We start from the raw sequence: 17,553 nt of genomic DNA, 5'->3' as shown, positions 1-17,553 counted from the left end.
GCCCATCCCATAAGATTAGATAATTTATTTTCTGAACAAAACCCTAAAGAGGTTAAAGGTAGCTCAATTATCTCAAATGATTACGCTGTCACCTTTTGACTTTCAAGACGAGCCAAACGCTCTGCTAGTAGTTGTTCTAAAGAAATCAAAGCCTTAGTAAAACCATCAATACCTTCTGCAAGTTTATCAGATGCCATCCGGTCAGAGGCGTGCATCTTGTCGAAGGTAGCTTTATCAACAGAGATTTTTTCTATTGACAAACCTGTTACCTTTGCGGGGTCAAGTTTGCGTGGTAATTCGGCTTCAGTGTTTTGCAGTTCTGTTAACAAACCAGGAGAAATGGTTAATAAATCACAACCAGCCAGTTCAGTAATTTCGCCGATGTTACGGAAGCTGGCTCCCATAACTTCAGTTTTGTAACCGAATTTCTTGTAGTAGTTATAGATTTTGGTGACTGACAATACACCTGGATCTTCCGCTGCGGGGTAGTTGTCCCGTCCGGTATCTTTCTTGTACCAGTCAAGAATGCGACCGACGAAAGGAGAAATGAGAGTGATACCAGCTTCAGCACAAGCGATCGCTTGGTGAAGACCAAATAGTAAAGTTAGATTACAGTGAATACCTTCTTTTTCCAAAACTTCCGCCGCTTTGATACCTTCCCAAGTAGCAGCAATTTTAATCAAAACCCGCTCTTTAGCAACACCAGCAGCTTTATATTGAGCAATCAAATCCCGTGCTTTAGCTATAGTAGCTTCTGTATCATAGGATAACCGTGCATCAACTTCAGTAGACACCCGACCAGGGATAATTTGCAAAATTTTCAATCCAAAGGATACCGCCAAACGGTCAAAAGCTAGAGAAACTACCTCTGATTGGGTAGCACCTGCACCTGCATCTTTTTTAGCTTTGAGTAAAGTTTGATCAACAATTTCTTGATATTCCGGCATTTGTGCCGCAGCTGTAATCAGTGAGGGATTGGTGGTAGCATCTTGGGGCTTGAACTTGTCGATAGATTGGATATCGCCGGTATCCGCTACTACTACGGTTACTGCCCGCAATTGTTCCAGTAAATTCTTAGGCATAACATACTCCGTGATTTTTTTGGTTTAGGATTTACCCAATCCCCAATTATTTAAACTCTTTGATCTTCCACAAAATTCCGATTCTGGCAATTTTTCTTAACGATTGCCTAATGAAAGCCGGTTAAGTAAGGTAGAAACTGCTTTCTTCCTCAGCCCCATTTTAGATGCCTCATGCCGTAATTGGCTGTCCAATCGAATGCACTTTAATTAAACTAGTTGTTCCTGATTGACCAACTGGGATACCAGAGGTAATGACCACTTTATCACCGTCCTCAGCAAAACCCCCTTCCACAACGCTGTTGACGACTTTCATAAACATTTCTTCCGCACTATGTACAGGTGGAATCAGTAAAGGTTCCACACCCCAAGATAGTGCTAACTGACGGTAAGCAATAGCCTCCGAGGTAAGAGTAATAATCGGAGTCAGAGGACGATATTTAGAAATCAGTCTGGCTGTATTCCCGGAAGTGGTGTTACAGAGAATTGCTTTAGAACCGGTTTCATAAGCAATCCGACAAACTGCTTGTGCTACAGATTCGGTAACGCTCAGACAACCAGCTTCATGATTCCAGGAATGTCTACTACCCGGTTTGATAGCCTTTTCTGTTTCCACAGCTATATTGTGCATCATCTGCACAGCAGCAATGGGATATTCTCCCACAGCTGTTTCTCCAGAGAGCATGACGGCATCCGTACCATCTAAAATAGAGTTAGCAACGTCGGTAGCTTCTGCGCGGGTGGGATCTGGGGCGCTAATCATCGACTCTAGCATTTGGGTAGCGGTAATGACCGGCTTACCAGCTTGATTACAGCGACGAGTAATGTCCTTTTGAATGAGAGGTACTTGGTGGATAGGTACTTCTACACCCAAATCACCACGAGCAATCATAATTGCGTCAGCAACTTCGAGAATAGAATCTAGCTCTTGTACAGCTTCTGCGCGTTCGATTTTGGCAATGAGGCGAATTTTTGCACCAGCAGCTTCAATCATTCTTTTAGCGGGTTCGAGGTCTTGAGGCGATCGCACAAAAGAAACTGCAACCCAGTCTACACCTAACTGAATCCCAAACCGCAAATCCATTAAATCCTTTTCTGTAATCGAACTCACAGGTAAAGGAGTTGCGGGTAAATTCACACCCTTATGAGTCGAAACCAAACCTCCAATATTGACATGAGCGCGAATTTTATCAGCATCACGACTCGTCACAGTCAGTTTCACCCGACCATCATTGATTAAAATTGGTTCACCAGGACGCACCATAGCGAACAAAGTCGGAAGCGGTAGCGGTAATTCATCAATAGTTTCACCCTTTTCTTGCAACAAAAAGGTCACTTCGCTACCAGATTCCAGCATCAATCCTTCCGGTGGTAACTTACCCAGACGGATTTTCGGACCACATAAATCTTGCATAATAGCGATCGGTCTTTGTAACTCGCTACTAATGCGTCTTAGATGGTGAAAAGTTTCAGCATGGGCTTCATAAGCCCCATGAGAAAAATTCAACCGTGCCACATTCATTCCTGCTTCTACCAAAGCTTGTAGCTTCTCAGGTGCAGAAGTAGCAGGGCCAACAGTACAGATAATTTTAGTTCGACGCATAACAAAAATAGGGAGTAACGGTAAAGTAGCGCACCCCGTTAAGCCCGTTTCACTTTAAGATTGATACAAATGGACAGACGCGGGGATGGGAGGATGGGGAGATGGGGAGATGGGGAGAATAACCTTCTAACTCTTGCCTATTCCCTGTTCCCTGTTCCCTGTCATCTAAATCAACCCTTCCTTCCGTGCCATTGACAACATCAAATCAACAACACGATTGGAATAACCCCACTCGTTGTCATACCAGGAAACAACTTTGAAGAAGTTGGAATTAAGTTCAATTCCTGCACCAGCATCGAAAATGCTAGAGTGGGCATCACCTTGAAAATCAGTGGATACCACCTCTTCATCGGTGTAACCTAAAACACCTACCAATGTACCTTCAGCAGCTTTCTTCATCGCTGCACAGATTTCTTTGTAACTGGTAGCTTTAGCAGTTTTGAAAGTCAAGTCAACCACCGAGACATCGGGTGTAGGAACTCGGAAAGCCATACCAGTTAACTTACCTTTCAACTCTGGTAACACCAAAGCCACCGCTTTAGCAGCCCCTGTAGCAGAGGGAATAATATTTTGAGCCGCACCTCTTCCACCGCGCCAGTCTTTTTTACTGGGGCCATCTACCGTGGGTTGGGTGGCTGTTGTCGCGTGGACTGTAGTCATCAGTCCTTCAGTTAAACCGAAGTTATCATTAATAACTTTAGCAATAGGAGCCAAACAATTTGTAGTGCAACTTGCATTGGAAACAATTAAATCCTTTGCAGGGTCAAACAGATGATGATTTACACCCATCAACAATGTTTTAACCTTGTCTGGTTCTTTTGTAGGTGCAGAAAGTATTACCCGCTTTGCACCTGCTTTGAGATGGTTTTCTGCACCAGCGTAATCTGTGAAAAGTCCTGTAGATTCCACAACATAATCTACACCTAATTTAGCCCAAGGCAATTCCGCTGGATTTCGCACTGACACACAAGGGATAAAACGACCATCAATGACCATTCCATCTTCCTTCGCTTCTATCTTGCTCTTTAATTTACCGTGTGTAGAGTCGTACTTTAAGAGATAAGCAAGATTATCTGGTGGTACTAAATCATTAATTCCCACAAATTCAATGTAGGGGTTAGTAAGACCAGCACGAAGCACAAGTCGTCCAATCCGACCGAATCCATTAATACCAACTTTCAACTTCGTCAAAATTAAACCTCCTGTTTTTGGAACTGCAACCAAGGATGATTGGCCGGGTTAATTCTAATCTGACTTAGCTAATCGTTACAGTCACAAAAGGCATAAAGCTGATTTAGCTGGCATATTTTAAGGTTTAGTTATTAATCATTGATTGAATACTCAGTTTAACTATCTGTGTATCTGTGTTAATATTTCACCTTTTATCTAATTTCCAACGCCTCTGAGTAACTGTGTCAAATAAGCGATGTCTACGACAGGCTATTCGGTATCGCACTTTTGGTAATGGGGTGGATGTGGGCGATCGCCTCCGGTTAGTGTTTGCATAATTGCTCAACAAGCTCTATTCTGTCAGAGTATCAAGTTTATCCAGTATTCTTAATCCTTCCTCTGGGTTACCAGTTGCAGCCATTGCTTTAAATCTTGTGTGGGCATCAAATTCTGCTAGAGCTATGGTAGAAAGTTCTTCAATCAATTTATTGACACTGATACCTTTGGCTTGAGCAAGTTCTTTCAATCTATTATGCTTATCATCTGGTAAACGAATAGTTAAAGTTGCCATTTTTGTTTAACTCCTAATAATTTCTTCGGGTCTTAATATTGATAAGTTAGGAAATAACAATTCAGCATTTTGGAAATCTTTGACATTATGAGTGGCAATAATTTGAGCATTTCCGGCAACTGCTAATTCAATTAAGTGATTGTCACCTTCGTCTTTTAAATTAGGTCGCCATAAGTAATAGATATAAACCCATTGATTTATGCTCACGAATGATGCAAGTAAAGCAGAAATTTCTTCAGTAGTTAAAGGGCATTTGGCGATAATTTGTGAGCGATGAATAACTGACTCATACTCCAAAAATAAAGCATTTCCCATCAAAGGCTGATATTCTCTTTGCAAACAGCGTCGGATTAGTTCTCTACTAGAACCTTTAGAGCTAATCAGCGCACTAATAAAAACGCTGGTATCAACTACAATTTTAATCGCCATGCATCTACGATAGCATATACGCTGTCATGAAATTCATAACTAACAGGACTTACGCAACTGGCACAGCGATAGCGAAGCGATCGCATAAACCTAAGAATACTGCTCTGCCCAAATTAATCTGCTTCGTTCTTCTAAACGCTCCGATTGATTAAATTGGAGAATTGCAACAGTTACTCGTCCAATTGCTGTCAATGCTGCAATCTCTGCTCCATTCAGCTGAAAATGGTCGCTCCATTTTTGAGTCCTGGGATTGAAAAAGGGTGTTAGTTTACCCGTTTCAGGATCGATTGACCCCAAATCAGTACCCTTTGCACGATTACAGTATGGGCAAGCGAGAGCTAAATTTTCTGCTTCAGTAGTACCACTATGTTTTTCGGCAATAATATGTTCCATCTCAAAGCTAAATAATGCAGCACTCTGAGGAAATAAACAGTACTCACACCTTTGGTTCGCTCGTTCAATTACCAGTTTCCGCAACTGGGCTGATACATAAGTCATGGGTTTTGGCGTAATTGCTCGAAAACATGAGCTTTTGCCATACGGACAAGATGTTCTATGGTCAGATAGCGTTCTAGTTCAGCTTCACTTTTGGCTGAAAGCGTTCCTGCTTTACTTTGTGAGAGCAAATCGCTTACACGAGTCTGAAATTCCGGTGAGGGTCTGATTCCCAAAATTTGTTCTGGTGTAGGCTGACTAGCCAGCAACGCAATAATCTGTTTTTCATCGAGAAAATTGCCAGACTTTTCGCTCAATAACTCTTGTAAACCGCGTTCTACTATCTCTTGTAAGCGGTCTTGGAACTGCTGTAATTGCTGTCCTAGTTCCTCAGATACTTCAACAGTGATTTGCATCATCTAGCTCTGTTGTTTTTAAATTTATCTACTAGCTTAAGTCTAGCTACAAATCAATCTATTAGTTGAATTTTATAGGTATCGTGTATGGCTAGTTACTGCGATCGCACTTTTGGTGATGGGGTGATGTGAGCGATCGCTAATACCTCTTTTTTAGAGGAGGTTACAAAATTTCATCAACCAAAACAGTACCACCTTCACAGAAATCTATGCTGAGGTGATAATCTTCAAGTAGTGCCGTTCCCAGCAGGGGACGACGACCCATCGCCAGCACTACAACATCACGCTCAATACCGTTCCATATAATTTTTATTGCATAAGCATTTGTCGCCACCTTGGAGTTATCGGCGAGATTCGCTTGAATCTTAGCAATGTAAGGCAAGCCAAGTTCTGCAACCATATTGGATGGTAAGGTGAGGAAACCTTCAAAACCTGTATCGACAACGAACTCGATTTCTACATCTGAATTTCCTTCTGAACAAACCAAAACACTCATTCGTGCTTGAAGTCCAACAACCATTCCGTGTATCACTGCATAGTCCTAACTAATGAACCACCAACAGCATACACGGCATCATAGCCAATTCTTTCTGCCCAAATTGCCGCATCAGCCTGTTTAGCTTGCAAACGACGGCTTGTTACTATCAGATCGTCGCCTATCTCATATTCACCGGTTTCAACATTAATGGAGATCAGTTTACCAATATTCTCTGTTATCTCAACTTGGGGACGAATATGCATTTGGTATAGTTCTTTACCGCGTTGGATAATTTCCTCGTCACTTAATTTAGGGTAAGGCATATACAAAACCTCTCAGGTAAATCAGAACTTCATCAGCATCTCTAATGGTGACGATGGGCAACTCTATGTTAGCAGGTAATCTCAACCGTAAACTGTTGCAAGTGCCATCTGCAAAGTAACGAAATCAAGCGATCGCATTCTGAGCAACTATGTCAAATGAGCGATCGCAGTTTTGCTGATGGGGTTGAAATAAGCGATCGCATTCTTAGCCAATGTGTAAAATAAGCGATCGCAGTTTTGCTGATGGGATTGATGTCGGCGATCGCACTTTTGATGATGAGGTTAATGTGGGCGATCGCTCTCTGGGCAACTATCTCAAATCAGCGATCACACTTGTGATGATGAGGTTGAAATAAGCGATCGCATTCTCAGCAATTATGTCAAATAAGCGATCGCACTGCTGATGATAGGGTTGGTGTGGGCGATCGCACTTTTGATGATGGGGTGATGCGATCACTCTCGTTTTTTATAAAAACCTTAAGTTGAAATTAACTTGCTAAAGTTGCCTTGAATAAATAGAGGAAAGTACGCAAACTAGAATATGTAACAACTACATCACACTGTACAAATAAATAGCCCAAACTACAAGAACCACTATTTATTTTAGTGCTGATTGGGAGTAAGTCTTACAAAACTTTCTTGAAGGTGTATTTTATGGTAGTAGAACCTCTAACTGCGGCAGTAGTTGTCTCTTTATTTTTCTCAGAGGCAATCAAAGAAGGTGGAAAAAACTTTGGTAAAGGTGTTACAGAGACATTTACTAAACTGGCAGACACCATTCGCAACAAATTTAAAGAAGCAAAATTGGAAGGCGTACTGATAGAAGCGGAAAATGACCCTAATGAAGAGAATAAGGCAGATTTTCAAAAGAAATTACAAAAACAGATGGATTCTGATGAAAAGTTTGCTAATCAACTTAAGGAATTAGTAGAGCAACTAAAAGAAAAAAATGAAGGGGTGTTTCAAAAAATTCTCAGTGCTAATGAAGCAACTAGGATAGAGGCAGAAAACTTAATTCAAGAAGCTCAAGGGAATGGTCGGACTACACAAGAAGCTATCAATAATAACAAAATTACTGGAGAGATTATTGTGAAAGGTTTAACTCAAAAAAGTTAAAGCCACAATTATTCTATTTTATCTCAACTGGAGTTAAAACTAAAAACGCATTTTTTCTTTGAAATTGCCATACCTCCAATAGAACCTACCAGTTCACTATATCTAGTTTGGAGGCATTATGTGCCTCCAATATGTGAACTTTTATCGTGATGTTACTAAGAGATGGAAGTTAGTATATGAATAAAAATAACACAAATCAATCTGCTGTTGGTAACAATGAAGTTGGCGGGAATTTAGTAATTAAAGGACATCTAAAACAGGATTCTCGTGATTATTCCATTAACATGAAATTAGTTGAAAAGAATAGTTATGTATTTGCTACACTTTATCCTGAAGAAACATATCCTCATGATGATGAGAAACACTTCGGACTACGGAAAATTGAGAGAGTTGCGGTAGACGCTTATAATTGGTTTACTGCACATATTGACATCATTTTTAATAATTCATATCCAAATGGAGAGCTTAATACATGGAATTTTGAATACGTAGAGGAACTTTCTTACAAAATATATAATGCAGATTATATTACAGATTTTGGAATTGATTTCAGTATTGATTTTCTTCCAGATAATCTGCCAGATAACTCTCATAAGATAGGAATTTATAATCCACATACAGGAAAATATCACTGGAGAATACGGTTATTTCTAGAGGAAAATGGGAATGTAAGGCATATAGAAAGTATTAAAAATACCTGTCCTGTTTCTCCAGGTGATAAAACTCCCAATTTCCTGGAAGTACTATTGCAATTGGGTGATAGTTTTTTAGAAGAAACATTTCAAGTTATTGAACTAGGGTGTGAGGAAATAGCAGAAAGTTTAGAAAAAAACACAGAAGCAATTGTATCATTTATTGATTCTGTGTTTAATGATGACTGGTAAAAACAATAGAACATCTACAGACATTGAATCAAATGTAGAATAAATGATAGACAGCATCAGCAATATTTTTGATGTTTAAGTATGAGTTGATATATAGGACTCCTATTTGAATTTTGAACAGAACTCCGTACATACTGAAAGTCTCCTTCCCTATTCCCTGCCTCCATGAAAAATTCATGAATCAAATCGGATCACTATAGTATGCAAAAAACTTAAACATAGAAGGAATTATTAAATTATGGAATCTATACCTATTCAACCAGGCGATCATATTGGGTATTTTAGTCACACTCACTATCATCATGCTATTTACTGTGGTGATATATCTTATAGAAATAGACAATACAAACAAGTTGTGATTCATTATGAAGGTAAAAATAAAAGGGGACAAATTAGAGGGCTTGCCTTCCACAAGTTTGCTCAAAACCGGGAAATATATATTTTTCCGTATAAAAAAAATGCTTGCTTTGCACCTGAAACAGTCATTGAAAGAGCTATAAGCAAACTAGGTGAACCAGAATACAATCTCTTTGGAAATAACTGTGAACACTTTGCCCATTGGTGCAAAACGGGTAAAACTATTTCAGGGCAAGTTAATAATGTTATTTATCTTCTTGGAAACTTGGGAGGTGGTGTACTAACAGGAGCATTTCTACCGCTTGGTGTTCCCGTAATTGTTGGAATGGGAATTGCTATGGCTGTTGGATGTACAAGTGGGCATTTAGCAACAGAGTTATTGATGGGTTCAACAGATTACGATCTGGAATAAAAAATTGGTGCTTAATAGTAAGTGATTTACCAAATATGATTTGATAACGTAAATAATCTCCAGATCTTTAGTTAAGGCGATCGCTCTCTTCCCAACTTTATCAAAGAAGCGATCGCCCTCTTCCCAACTCTCCCAAAACCCTACCCCAAACCCTCCACCGCCCCCAAAGCCAACAAAGCCGATCGCTGTGCTGCTGTTAACCCAGTCACCCCCCTGATATTCATCCCTTCATAAAGGCGATCAACCTTCAGAGTTTTCATATACTCAAAAGTTTCCATATCCCAAAATTTAATTCCCCCATCTTGACTAGCATGAACCAAGATATTACCAACAGAATTAAAGGAAATAGAACATACTCCACTACTATAAGTATCCAGCACCTTTAAACAAGTAAAATCACTGATATCCCATAGGCGAATTGTTTGATCAGAACTCGCGGATGCCAAGATACAACTATCTGGACTAAAACTCAATGACCAGACGGTAGAAGTATGTCCTGGCAACACTTTTACGCAAGTAGAGTTACTGGTATCCCATAATCGAATTGAGCCATCAATACCACCACTAGCAAGTATTTTACCATCTGCACTAAAACTCACTGACCAGACTGCATCAGTGTTACCAGACAGAGTTGTTATACATTTACCTTCACCCACATCCCACAACTTAACCAAGCAGTCCTGACTAGCTGTAGCTAAAGTATTACCATCTGGACTAAAACTCACTGACCAGATTTCACCTGTGTGACCTTCTAGTGTTTTTATACATTTATGCTTGTGAATATCCCACAACTTCACGCTCGCGTCCCTACTGGCACTAACCAACGTTTGACCATCTGGACTAAAGCTAACTGATGTTACTCCACCGCTATGACCATATAAAGTTGTAATACAATCACCAGAAATAACATCCCATAGCTTAATGCTGGTGTCATCACTGCAACTTGCTAAAATATTACCATCGGGACTAAAGCTAACTGACCATACCCAATCTGCATGACCTGGTAAAGTTTTAGTAGAGTACCCAGATTCAACATCCCATAGCTGAACTAAACCATCACAACTACCAGTTGCCAACAGACTATCATCAGGGTGAAAACTGACAAATTGCGCCCCACTGGAATGACCCTGTAAAGTTCTTACACACACACCTTTACTTACATCCCAAAAGCGCAACTGAGAATCTCTACCAGCACTAAATAAAATGTGATCATCTGGACTAAAAATAACTGAGTACACTTCACTGGTATGTCCGTGTAAAATTTTAACGCACGTACCTTGCTGCACATTCCACAACCTGATACTGGAGTCATTACCACTTGTAGCTATGGTTTGACCATCTGAACTAAAGCAAACTGACCACACCCAATTTTTATGACCATCAAATGTTCTGATGCAAGTACCTTCACTCACATCCCATAACCGAACAGAGTGGTCACTACTACCACTGGCAAGAGTTTTACCATCTGGACTAAAACGAACTGAGCATACCCTATCATCATGACCTGACAGAGTTTTTATACAGATACCTTTATTGATATCCCACAAGCGAATATCGGAATCTTGACTACCACTGGCTAGGATAGAACCATCTGGATTAAAACTAACTGAAAACACCCAACTATTATGACTTTGCAATATTTTGAGACATTTACCTAAATGGATATCCCACAAACGAATTGAATTGTCTTGACTACCACTTGCTAAAGTTCGACCATCGGGACTAAAGCTGACAGACCATACTATCCCTGTGTGTTCATCGAAAGTTTTTAGAAAGTTTCCTGTTTGTGTATCCCACAATTTAATTAATCCATCAAAACTACCACTTGCTAAAGTTTTTCCATCTGGACTAAAGGCGACTGTCCAAATAATCCCTTCATGTCCTTTCAATGTCAACAAGTTTTTTCCATCTGCGATTTGCCATAAATGAATTTGCCCATCCATATCACCTGTAGCTAATAGTTTTCCATCTGGACTCAAGGCAAGTGAAAAAATACTCTTCAAGCTTGCAGCAAATACAGACTGATCAAAAGCAGTATGTTGGAAATTAACTCCAGCTAAATTTACACGCTGTAAGTCAGCTTGCCTAATGTTCAAATTTGAGAAGTCATACCCCTGTAAATTTATTTGCAAATGCGTTAACAAGTTGAGAACATTGCCCCCTGCATACCCAGTTAATATTGCAGCTTGATGTCTTTGCTGCTCCAATACATCCTGCAACAAAATTACCAGCTGTTGTTGAGAGCCTATGTCTAACAACAATTGCTCCAGCAAGGGTTGTACAATTAATTGCTTTTGTGTCTCCCGGATATAGTCTTTGGCTGTTGCTTTGATTAAAGCATGGGTTTGGAATAAGCCTAAACGGACAGACTTTTCCCCTACTAATTGTTGACAAACTTGTTTAACCAATCGCTGTGTCGTATATGCCATCACGACTGGTTGTAGAAAGAAATGCTCGCCGGTTTTTTCAATTAATGATCTTTGTAATAGAGATTTAATTGCTGAAGGTACGAGACGTTTAGAAGAAGATGTCACTATATCAGCAACTAACTCGGCAATGGATACAGGCTCTCGATTAATTGCCAGCCAATACATTACTTCCTCTTGTACTGCTGACAAATTATAGAACTGCCGTTCTAATAAGTCGCCAATGTCCTCAAAAATTAGTATCCCATGTTCCACACACTCTAAAACCGGGGCAATTCTACCGTCGAAAAGCTCTTGGGTTCCGGCTGCTACTATCTTGAGCGCTAAGGGATTACCCCCGTAATGCTCGATGAGTACTTGCCATTGTTGTTCTGTACCCGTGAATTGTCCTTTTTGCTGGAATAACTGTTGTCCCTCGGTAGGATTTAATCCCTTTAATGGGAACGATCGCACTCCTGCTCTTTCCCCTTCTAACGGTACCATTTCTCTAGGTTTTTCTCTGGAAGTGAACAGAAGGCAACTAATATGGGGTACTTCCCCAACGCGCTTCAGTAATTGACCGTATCCCTCATAACCAGGACGACATTGCCCTGCTTGACCACCAGCGAGAATTGTCTCTACATTGTCTAAAATCAGCAGACATCGGTTTGATTGCAAACATTCCATCAGCTTTGCTAGTTTGCCATCAAAGCTTTCGGGTATCACCATCTCCTTTTGCAACGCCGACAGCAAAGATTGCAGGATGTTGGTTATTTGCTCCTCTACTGGTGGTGCATTTTGCAGGCTGCGCCACACCACTACCTCAAATTCGCTTTGAATTTGCCGCCCCAACTTCACCGCTAAAGTGCTTTTACCAATACCGCCAATTCCCAGCAGTCCAACTAAACGACACCGTTCTTCTAATATCCACTGTCGTAGCTGCAATAATTCTTCACTGCGACCAAAAAACACAGATACATCCGGTGCTTCTTGCCAATCATACTGTGGGTTTGCTTGTCGAGTTTCCAGTTTTTCTAAGGTCGAGGTAGGCCGGGTATAATCTCTTTGAGATAACTCCAAACCAAAGGCAGCGAAGGCAAACTGCAAGGAACTTTTATCTACAGGTTCCAAGCGTGCCAAAATTCTAGATATAGTGTGTAGAGCTAAACGAGTGCGATAACTAAGTTCTTCTAAAGAGAAACTATCTCCACCATTTTCGTCAAACTCGGCTTGAGTTTTGGCAGCTTGAAATTTATCCCAGCCTTTGAGGGTGAGGATTACACCCCGCCTACGTCTGCTTGGTTGTTGTCTCATCAACGTTACCTAAAACGGAGTAGATGCGTCGTAACTAAACGATACTGGGGTATTCTAACGATACATTCAAAATTCTGCCAAATGGCGTAAAATAGCTTGTTTACTCATCCCCTCTAACTCACCAACAATAGCCAAAGCATCGGTATAACGTCCTTGTAAAATACTATTTCTGCGGTCTGTTAATTCCTGCGTCATATTCGATTACCTTTTGCCTAACTTCCAATCTTCACCACCAGGTAATTGAATTAAAAGTTGAGCAATAGCGGCTGGTAACTCCTTAATAGAATGTGCATAAGTCAATTCTATAAATTTAAAAGCAGTGGAAATTATCTGGTTTTTATCTACCATTTCCGCCAATTGAAATTCATTATAAATTCCATTTAATACTTCTACACTTGCATCACGAATAGCTTCTTCAAATTCATCTTCTAATATTAAGTCCCATTCATCTATTTTTACGTAATAAGAGGTTTTGTTATCTTGCAAATTCATTTTTTTAATTTCTCGGAGGGAATTGCGAATAGAAGCAGTCCAAGAATTTGTTAATTTTTGTTCTATTTGATTTTTAATCAAATGAATTAACATAACTTTCAAAAATGATTCAATATTCCGTAAAATAGCTTGTCTACTCATTCCCTCTAATTCGTCAACAATAGCCAAAGCATCGGTATAACGTCCTTGCAAAATACTATTTCTAAGATCTATTAATTCCTGTGTCATTTTTATAACCTCCAACCCGACTAATTATAATATAACAAAAACTCCGCGTTCCTCTGCGTTTAAATATTTCCCTAAATTTCCCCTCAAAAAAAGTAGAGACGTTTCAGGCAACGTCCCCACCTTCTCATCCTAATAAGTCCACTTCCAATCGCGGATTTCTGGCATATCTTCGCCGTGAGTCTCGATATAATGCTTATGTTCAATCAACTTATCTTGCAGTTTTTGCTTCACATAAGCTGCTTTATAACCTAATTTTGGTACACGATCAATGACATCCATAACTAAGTGGAATCTATCTAAATCATTCATCACCACCATATCAAAAGGTGTCGTTGTTGTTCCTTCTTCCTTATAACCACGGACATGAAGATTTTTGTGGTTAGTATGACGATAAGTGAGACGATGAATTAACCAAGGATAACCATGAAACGCAAAGATAATCGGTTTATCGGTTGTGAAAATAATATCAAAATCTTTGCTGCTTAAACCGTGGGGATGTTCACTTTGTGGCTGTAGTTTCATCAAATTAACTACGTTCACTACCCGCACTTTTAAATCTGGGAAGTGCTGACGCAAAATATCTACTGCTGCTAAAGTTTCCAAAGTAGGAATATCCCCAGCACAGGCCATGACTACATCTGTTTCTCCATCTAAATCACTACTAGCCCATTCCCAAATACCTAAGCCTTTGGTGCAATGTTTAATTGCGGAATCCATGTCTAAATATTGTAGTGCAGGTTGCTTGCCGGCAACAATAACATTGACATAATGACGACTTCTTAAACAATGGTCAGTAACAGATAGCAAAGTATTAGCATCAGGTGGTAAATAGACGCGCACAATTTCGGCTTTTTTGTTCATTACATGATCAATAAAACCAGGATCTTGGTGAGAGAAACCATTGTGGTCTTGTCGCCAAACGTGGGAAGTAAGCAGATAATTTAAAGATGCAATTGGTCTTCTCCAGGGAATTTCACGAGTTGTTTTCAACCATTTGGCGTGTTGGTTGAACATGGAATCAATGATATGAATAAATGCTTCATAACAGGAGAAGAAACCATGACGACCTGTAAGCAGATATCCTTCTAACCAGCCTTGACAATTGGTTTCACTGAGGATTTCCATGACTCGACCGTTGGGTGATAAATGGTCGTCTTCGGGGAGAGTTTCGGCAACCCAAGTACGGTCTGTGACTTCTAATACGGGGTCGATGCGATTTGATGCGGTTTCGTCGGGGCCAAAGACGCGGAAGTTGCGGCTTTCCTGGTTGAGTTTCATGATATCCCGCAGGAACTTACCACTAACTTTAGTCGCTTCTGCGATCGCTTTCCCAGGAGAAGGAACAGGTACAGCATAATCTTCAAATTCGGGCATAATCAAGTCACGCAGCAAAATACCTCCGTTGGCGTGGGGATTATCACCCATGCGGCGATGTCCTTGGGGCGCTAGTTCTGCGAGTTCGGGAATTAGTGTACCGTTAACATCAAAGAGTTCTTCTGGTTTGTAACTCTTCATCCAATCTTCTAGAAGTTGCAGATGTTCCGGTTTACCAGCTATATCACTAAAAGGGACTTGGTGCGATCGCCAATAGTCTTCTGTTTTCTTCCCGTCAACTTCCTTCGGACCCGTCCAACCTTTAGGAGTCCGCAAAATAATCATCGGCCATTGCGGTCTTTCTTTGAAACCATGTACCCGTGCTTCTCTTTGGATACCTTGAATTTCGGGAATGATGGTATCTAATACTGCTGCCATTTTTTGGTGAACTTCAGCCGGGTCGGAACCTTCCACAAAGTAAGGTTTATAGCCATAGCCAATAAATAGGCTTTCTAGTTCATCGTGGGGTATCCGTGCTAATACTGTAGGATTCGCAATTTTGTATCCATTTAAATGCAGAATTGGTAAAACCGCACCATCAGTAACAGGGTTGAGGAATTTGTTAGAATGCCAACTGGTAGCTAATGCACCGGTTTCCGCTTCTCCGTCTCCGACAACCGCAGCGACAATTAAATCAGGGTTATCAAAAGCCGCACCAAAGGCGTGAACTAATGCATAACCTAATTCTCCTCCTTCATGAATAGAACCGGGGGTTTCTGGGGCGACGTGGCTAGGAATACCACCAGGGAAGGAGAATTGTTTGAACAGTTTTTGCATCCCTCCAGCATCTTGGGAGATGTTAGGGTAATATTCGCTATAAGTTCCTTCTAAGTAAGTGTTGGCGACGAGTCCGGGGCCACCATGTCCGGGGCCTGCTATGTAAATTGTACTTAAATCGTACTTTTTAATGACTCGGTTGAGGTGGGCGTAAATAAAGTTGAGTCCTGGGGTAGTTCCCCAATGTCCTAATAGTCGGGGTTTGACGTGTTCTTGTTTGAGTGGTTCTCTCAGTAGAGGGTTGTCGAGGAGGTATATTTGTCCGACTGAGAGATAATTGGCTGCACGCCAGTAGGCGTTGATTTTCTGTAATTCTGTATCTGATAATGGCTTTATTTGTGGAGTGCTGGTAATGGTCATTTTAAACTCCAAAATGGTATTTGCACGATTGGCGTCAGTGTATTGATTTGCTGACTCTGTGTCATCTTACCTGTGATTAGTTTTTTCGGTGGGATGTTACAGATTTTTTTTATTTCACGCAGAGTCGCAGAGTCGCAGAGAGAGGAATTAAGATAAGTTTTCTAATAACCGCCAATTATCTAATGTTAATGAATAGCCTAAATGTTGAATTCTTTGATATTGTTTACGTTTTCGCCAACCTAATTTGTTCCATGATGAATTTGACCTCTATTCTATGGGTTTATCTAATTGTATGATAGTAGTTTGGGACTCATGTTAAATTTAACTAACCAGTTCTCACCTTTTTATCAAGGCGTTCAGCCAGCCATAATTTAATAATAGAATCAGAAGTTACACCTAAACGTTTTGCTTCTTGTTCTAATGCTTCTATCATCCACACAGGAAAATCAATATTAACTCTTTTTTTTGCATAACCGGGACGACGTGCTTGAGATAGGTCTAAAAACTCAGTTATATCTTCATCATTATCAAATTTAGTATCAAATTCTTCAGCTTTCATAAATATTTACCTCTTCAGTACGAGAACGACAAACAGAAATAATCCTTATTTTATCACTCCGATAGGTAATGACTGCTGACCAATGTTTATCAGCTATTTTACCAATTACTAAAAATCTAGTTTCATCGGTTGTGCGTGCGGGTATTTCTAGACGATTTGGATCTGTCCAAAGTTTTTGTGCTTCAATAAAATCAATGTTATGTTTAGTTTTATTTGTGGCACTTTTGTTAGGATCAAATTCAAATTCCATAACTTAAAACCCTAACATCAAAAATTACTGGTTCAACTAGCAATACTGACACGGAATTATATTAATAATATTAGGCTATTGTCTGATAAACAACATTAATTTTAGGTTGAGATTTTTCTGTTTGTTGATTTGTTACCATTATTTCTATATTTTGTCCTAATTGTATTAAGTAAGTTAATAAATTTTCAATGGTAAATTCTTTGAGAATACCATTGCTTAAATTATTGATTTGTTCAAGTTCTAAGCCTAAAATTTGTGCAGCTTGTTGTGGTGTAATTTGTTGCTGTTCTAAAATATCAGCAATGACAGAAGCTAATTTAACTTTGGCTAGTTTTTCTTCTGCATTCGCAAAACCTAAATCTTGAAAGATATTGCCAGAACTGATTGTATAATCTAACATAAACCTTGTAAAATTAATTACAGGGTAAGCTCATCTAATTTGGTATAGTATGAACTTGACAAAAGAAACAAGATAAGCAGCAGGAAGCAGAGAAAAATTTTACTTGACATGACAGCAAAAG

At 39.9% G+C, this 17,553-nt stretch carries 20 protein-coding genes; 4 read left to right on the top strand and 16 right to left on the bottom strand.

Features of this window, described 5'->3' with window-relative positions; all coding sequences use genetic code 11:
- Positions 1-80 precede the first annotated feature (80 nt).
- From H6G59_RS02335 to H6G59_RS02295, 9 genes are all read right to left on the bottom strand, one after another.
- Complete coding sequence (locus H6G59_RS02335) at positions 81-1,082, bottom strand: transaldolase (protein ID WP_190711570.1); 1,002 nt, start codon at positions 1,080-1,082, stop codon at positions 81-83.
- Positions 1,083-1,251: 169 nt separating this feature from the next.
- Positions 1,252-2,682: a pyruvate kinase gene (pyk, locus tag H6G59_RS02330; protein WP_190711569.1), complete on the bottom strand. Its 1,431-nt coding sequence runs from the start codon at positions 2,680-2,682 to the stop codon at positions 1,252-1,254.
- A gap of 165 nt (positions 2,683-2,847) precedes the next feature.
- Positions 2,848-3,873 (bottom strand): type I glyceraldehyde-3-phosphate dehydrogenase, encoded by a 1,026-nt coding sequence (gap, locus tag H6G59_RS02325; RefSeq protein WP_190711568.1) that lies wholly within the window; start codon positions 3,871-3,873, stop codon positions 2,848-2,850.
- 331 nt (positions 3,874-4,204) lie between these two features.
- Positions 4,205-4,423, bottom strand: coding sequence for a toxin-antitoxin system HicB family antitoxin (locus H6G59_RS02320; RefSeq protein WP_190711567.1), 219 nt, complete (start codon positions 4,421-4,423; stop codon positions 4,205-4,207).
- 6 nt (positions 4,424-4,429) lie between these two features.
- A complete protein-coding gene (locus H6G59_RS02315; protein ID WP_190711566.1) occupies positions 4,430-4,852 on the bottom strand; it encodes a putative toxin-antitoxin system toxin component, PIN family in 423 nt (140 codons plus the stop codon).
- A gap of 90 nt (positions 4,853-4,942) precedes the next feature.
- The gene (locus tag H6G59_RS02310) at positions 4,943-5,350 is read right to left on the bottom strand and encodes an HNH endonuclease (RefSeq protein ID WP_190711565.1); all 408 of its coding nucleotides are present in this window, start codon (positions 5,348-5,350) and stop codon (positions 4,943-4,945) included.
- Entirely contained in the window at positions 5,347-5,706 is a 360-nt protein-coding gene (locus tag H6G59_RS02305) for a hypothetical protein (RefSeq protein WP_242038759.1), read from the bottom strand. Before H6G59_RS02305 ends, H6G59_RS02310 begins: the two co-directional genes overlap by 4 nt.
- Before the next feature lie 160 nt (positions 5,707-5,866).
- Positions 5,867-6,235: a clan AA aspartic protease gene (locus tag H6G59_RS02300; RefSeq protein WP_127054577.1), complete on the bottom strand. Its 369-nt coding sequence runs from the start codon at positions 6,233-6,235 to the stop codon at positions 5,867-5,869.
- Positions 6,232-6,504 carry a hypothetical protein gene (locus tag H6G59_RS02295; protein ID WP_127054576.1) on the bottom strand — a complete coding sequence of 91 codons (273 nt, stop codon included), beginning with the start codon at positions 6,502-6,504 and terminating at the stop codon, positions 6,232-6,234. Before H6G59_RS02295 ends, H6G59_RS02300 begins: the two co-directional genes overlap by 4 nt.
- Before the next feature lie 212 nt (positions 6,505-6,716).
- Between H6G59_RS02295 and H6G59_RS02290 the strand changes: the two genes are divergently transcribed.
- From H6G59_RS02290 to H6G59_RS02275, 4 genes are all read left to right on the top strand, one after another.
- Positions 6,717-6,860 (top strand): hypothetical protein, encoded by a 144-nt coding sequence (locus H6G59_RS02290; protein ID WP_190711564.1) that lies wholly within the window; start codon positions 6,717-6,719, stop codon positions 6,858-6,860.
- 298 nt (positions 6,861-7,158) lie between these two features.
- Positions 7,159-7,620 carry a hypothetical protein gene (locus H6G59_RS02285; RefSeq protein ID WP_190711563.1) on the top strand — a complete coding sequence of 154 codons (462 nt, stop codon included), beginning with the start codon at positions 7,159-7,161 and terminating at the stop codon, positions 7,618-7,620.
- Positions 7,621-7,796: 176 nt separating this feature from the next.
- Positions 7,797-8,504 carry a hypothetical protein gene (locus tag H6G59_RS02280; RefSeq protein ID WP_190711562.1) on the top strand — a complete coding sequence of 236 codons (708 nt, stop codon included), beginning with the start codon at positions 7,797-7,799 and terminating at the stop codon, positions 8,502-8,504.
- A 238-nt stretch (positions 8,505-8,742) separates the two neighbouring features.
- A complete protein-coding gene (locus H6G59_RS02275) occupies positions 8,743-9,273 on the top strand; it encodes a lecithin retinol acyltransferase family protein (protein WP_190711561.1) in 531 nt (176 codons plus the stop codon).
- A gap of 140 nt (positions 9,274-9,413) precedes the next feature.
- On the opposite strand, the gene H6G59_RS02270 is transcribed toward H6G59_RS02275, so the two are convergent.
- From H6G59_RS02270 to H6G59_RS02245, 7 genes are all read right to left on the bottom strand, one after another.
- On the bottom strand, positions 9,414-12,992 hold the full coding sequence (locus H6G59_RS02270; RefSeq protein WP_190711560.1) for a WD40 domain-containing protein: 3,579 nt from the start codon (positions 12,990-12,992) through the stop codon (positions 9,414-9,416).
- A gap of 66 nt (positions 12,993-13,058) precedes the next feature.
- Positions 13,059-13,187, bottom strand: coding sequence for a hypothetical protein (locus tag H6G59_RS27560; RefSeq protein WP_277924619.1), 129 nt, complete (start codon positions 13,185-13,187; stop codon positions 13,059-13,061).
- Positions 13,188-13,193: 6 nt separating this feature from the next.
- Positions 13,194-13,712: a DUF29 family protein gene (locus H6G59_RS02265; protein WP_190711559.1), complete on the bottom strand. Its 519-nt coding sequence runs from the start codon at positions 13,710-13,712 to the stop codon at positions 13,194-13,196.
- 129 nt (positions 13,713-13,841) lie between these two features.
- Positions 13,842-16,223 carry a phosphoketolase family protein gene (locus tag H6G59_RS02260; protein ID WP_190711558.1) on the bottom strand — a complete coding sequence of 794 codons (2,382 nt, stop codon included), beginning with the start codon at positions 16,221-16,223 and terminating at the stop codon, positions 13,842-13,844.
- Positions 16,224-16,548: 325 nt separating this feature from the next.
- On the bottom strand, positions 16,549-16,782 hold the full coding sequence (gene brnA, locus H6G59_RS02255; RefSeq protein WP_190711557.1) for a type II toxin-antitoxin system BrnA family antitoxin: 234 nt from the start codon (positions 16,780-16,782) through the stop codon (positions 16,549-16,551).
- Positions 16,772-17,032 (bottom strand): BrnT family toxin, encoded by a 261-nt coding sequence (locus tag H6G59_RS02250; RefSeq protein WP_190711556.1) that lies wholly within the window; start codon positions 17,030-17,032, stop codon positions 16,772-16,774. The genes brnA and H6G59_RS02250 overlap by 11 nt, the downstream gene beginning before the upstream one ends.
- A 70-nt stretch (positions 17,033-17,102) precedes the next feature.
- Positions 17,103-17,432: a helix-turn-helix domain-containing protein gene (locus H6G59_RS02245; protein WP_190711555.1), complete on the bottom strand. Its 330-nt coding sequence runs from the start codon at positions 17,430-17,432 to the stop codon at positions 17,103-17,105.
- Positions 17,433-17,553 lie beyond the last annotated feature (121 nt).

The organism is Anabaena lutea FACHB-196 (assembly GCF_014698305.1).
In the GTDB taxonomy this organism is placed as follows: domain Bacteria; phylum Cyanobacteriota; class Cyanobacteriia; order Cyanobacteriales; family Nostocaceae; genus Anabaena; species Anabaena lutea.
The sequence above is the reverse complement of the archived record's forward strand: the minus strand, read 5'-3'. Positions and strand labels throughout refer to the sequence as shown.

Coding starts and splice junctions, on each gene's coding strand:
- brnA (WP_190711557.1), bottom strand. CDS start 16,782: ATGAAAGCTGAAGAATTTGATACTAAATTTGATAATGATGAAGATATA.
- H6G59_RS02310 (WP_190711565.1), bottom strand. CDS start 5,350: ATGACTTATGTATCAGCCCAGTTGCGGAAACTGGTAATTGAACGAGCG.
- H6G59_RS02320 (WP_190711567.1), bottom strand. CDS start 4,423: ATGGCAACTTTAACTATTCGTTTACCAGATGATAAGCATAATAGATTG.
- H6G59_RS02305 (WP_242038759.1), bottom strand. CDS start 5,706: ATGATGCAAATCACTGTTGAAGTATCTGAGGAACTAGGACAGCAATTA.
- H6G59_RS02260 (WP_190711558.1), bottom strand. CDS start 16,223: ATGACCATTACCAGCACTCCACAAATAAAGCCATTATCAGATACAGAA.
- H6G59_RS27560 (WP_277924619.1), bottom strand. CDS start 13,187: ATGACGCAGGAATTAACAGACCGCAGAAATAGTATTTTACAAGGACGT.
- H6G59_RS02335 (WP_190711570.1), bottom strand. CDS start 1,082: ATGCCTAAGAATTTACTGGAACAATTGCGGGCAGTAACCGTAGTAGTA.
- H6G59_RS02275 (WP_190711561.1), top strand. CDS start 8,743: ATGGAATCTATACCTATTCAACCAGGCGATCATATTGGGTATTTTAGT.
- H6G59_RS02285 (WP_190711563.1), top strand. CDS start 7,159: ATGGTAGTAGAACCTCTAACTGCGGCAGTAGTTGTCTCTTTATTTTTC.
- H6G59_RS02270 (WP_190711560.1), bottom strand. CDS start 12,992: ATGAGACAACAACCAAGCAGACGTAGGCGGGGTGTAATCCTCACCCTC.
- H6G59_RS02295 (WP_127054576.1), bottom strand. CDS start 6,504: ATGCCTTACCCTAAATTAAGTGACGAGGAAATTATCCAACGCGGTAAA.
- H6G59_RS02245 (WP_190711555.1), bottom strand. CDS start 17,432: ATGTTAGATTATACAATCAGTTCTGGCAATATCTTTCAAGATTTAGGT.
- H6G59_RS02250 (WP_190711556.1), bottom strand. CDS start 17,032: ATGGAATTTGAATTTGATCCTAACAAAAGTGCCACAAATAAAACTAAA.
- H6G59_RS02280 (WP_190711562.1), top strand. CDS start 7,797: ATGAATAAAAATAACACAAATCAATCTGCTGTTGGTAACAATGAAGTT.
- H6G59_RS02265 (WP_190711559.1), bottom strand. CDS start 13,712: ATGACACAGGAATTAATAGATCTTAGAAATAGTATTTTGCAAGGACGT.
- H6G59_RS02315 (WP_190711566.1), bottom strand. CDS start 4,852: ATGGCGATTAAAATTGTAGTTGATACCAGCGTTTTTATTAGTGCGCTG.
- H6G59_RS02290 (WP_190711564.1), top strand. CDS start 6,717: ATGTGTAAAATAAGCGATCGCAGTTTTGCTGATGGGATTGATGTCGGC.
- pyk (WP_190711569.1), bottom strand. CDS start 2,682: ATGCGTCGAACTAAAATTATCTGTACTGTTGGCCCTGCTACTTCTGCA.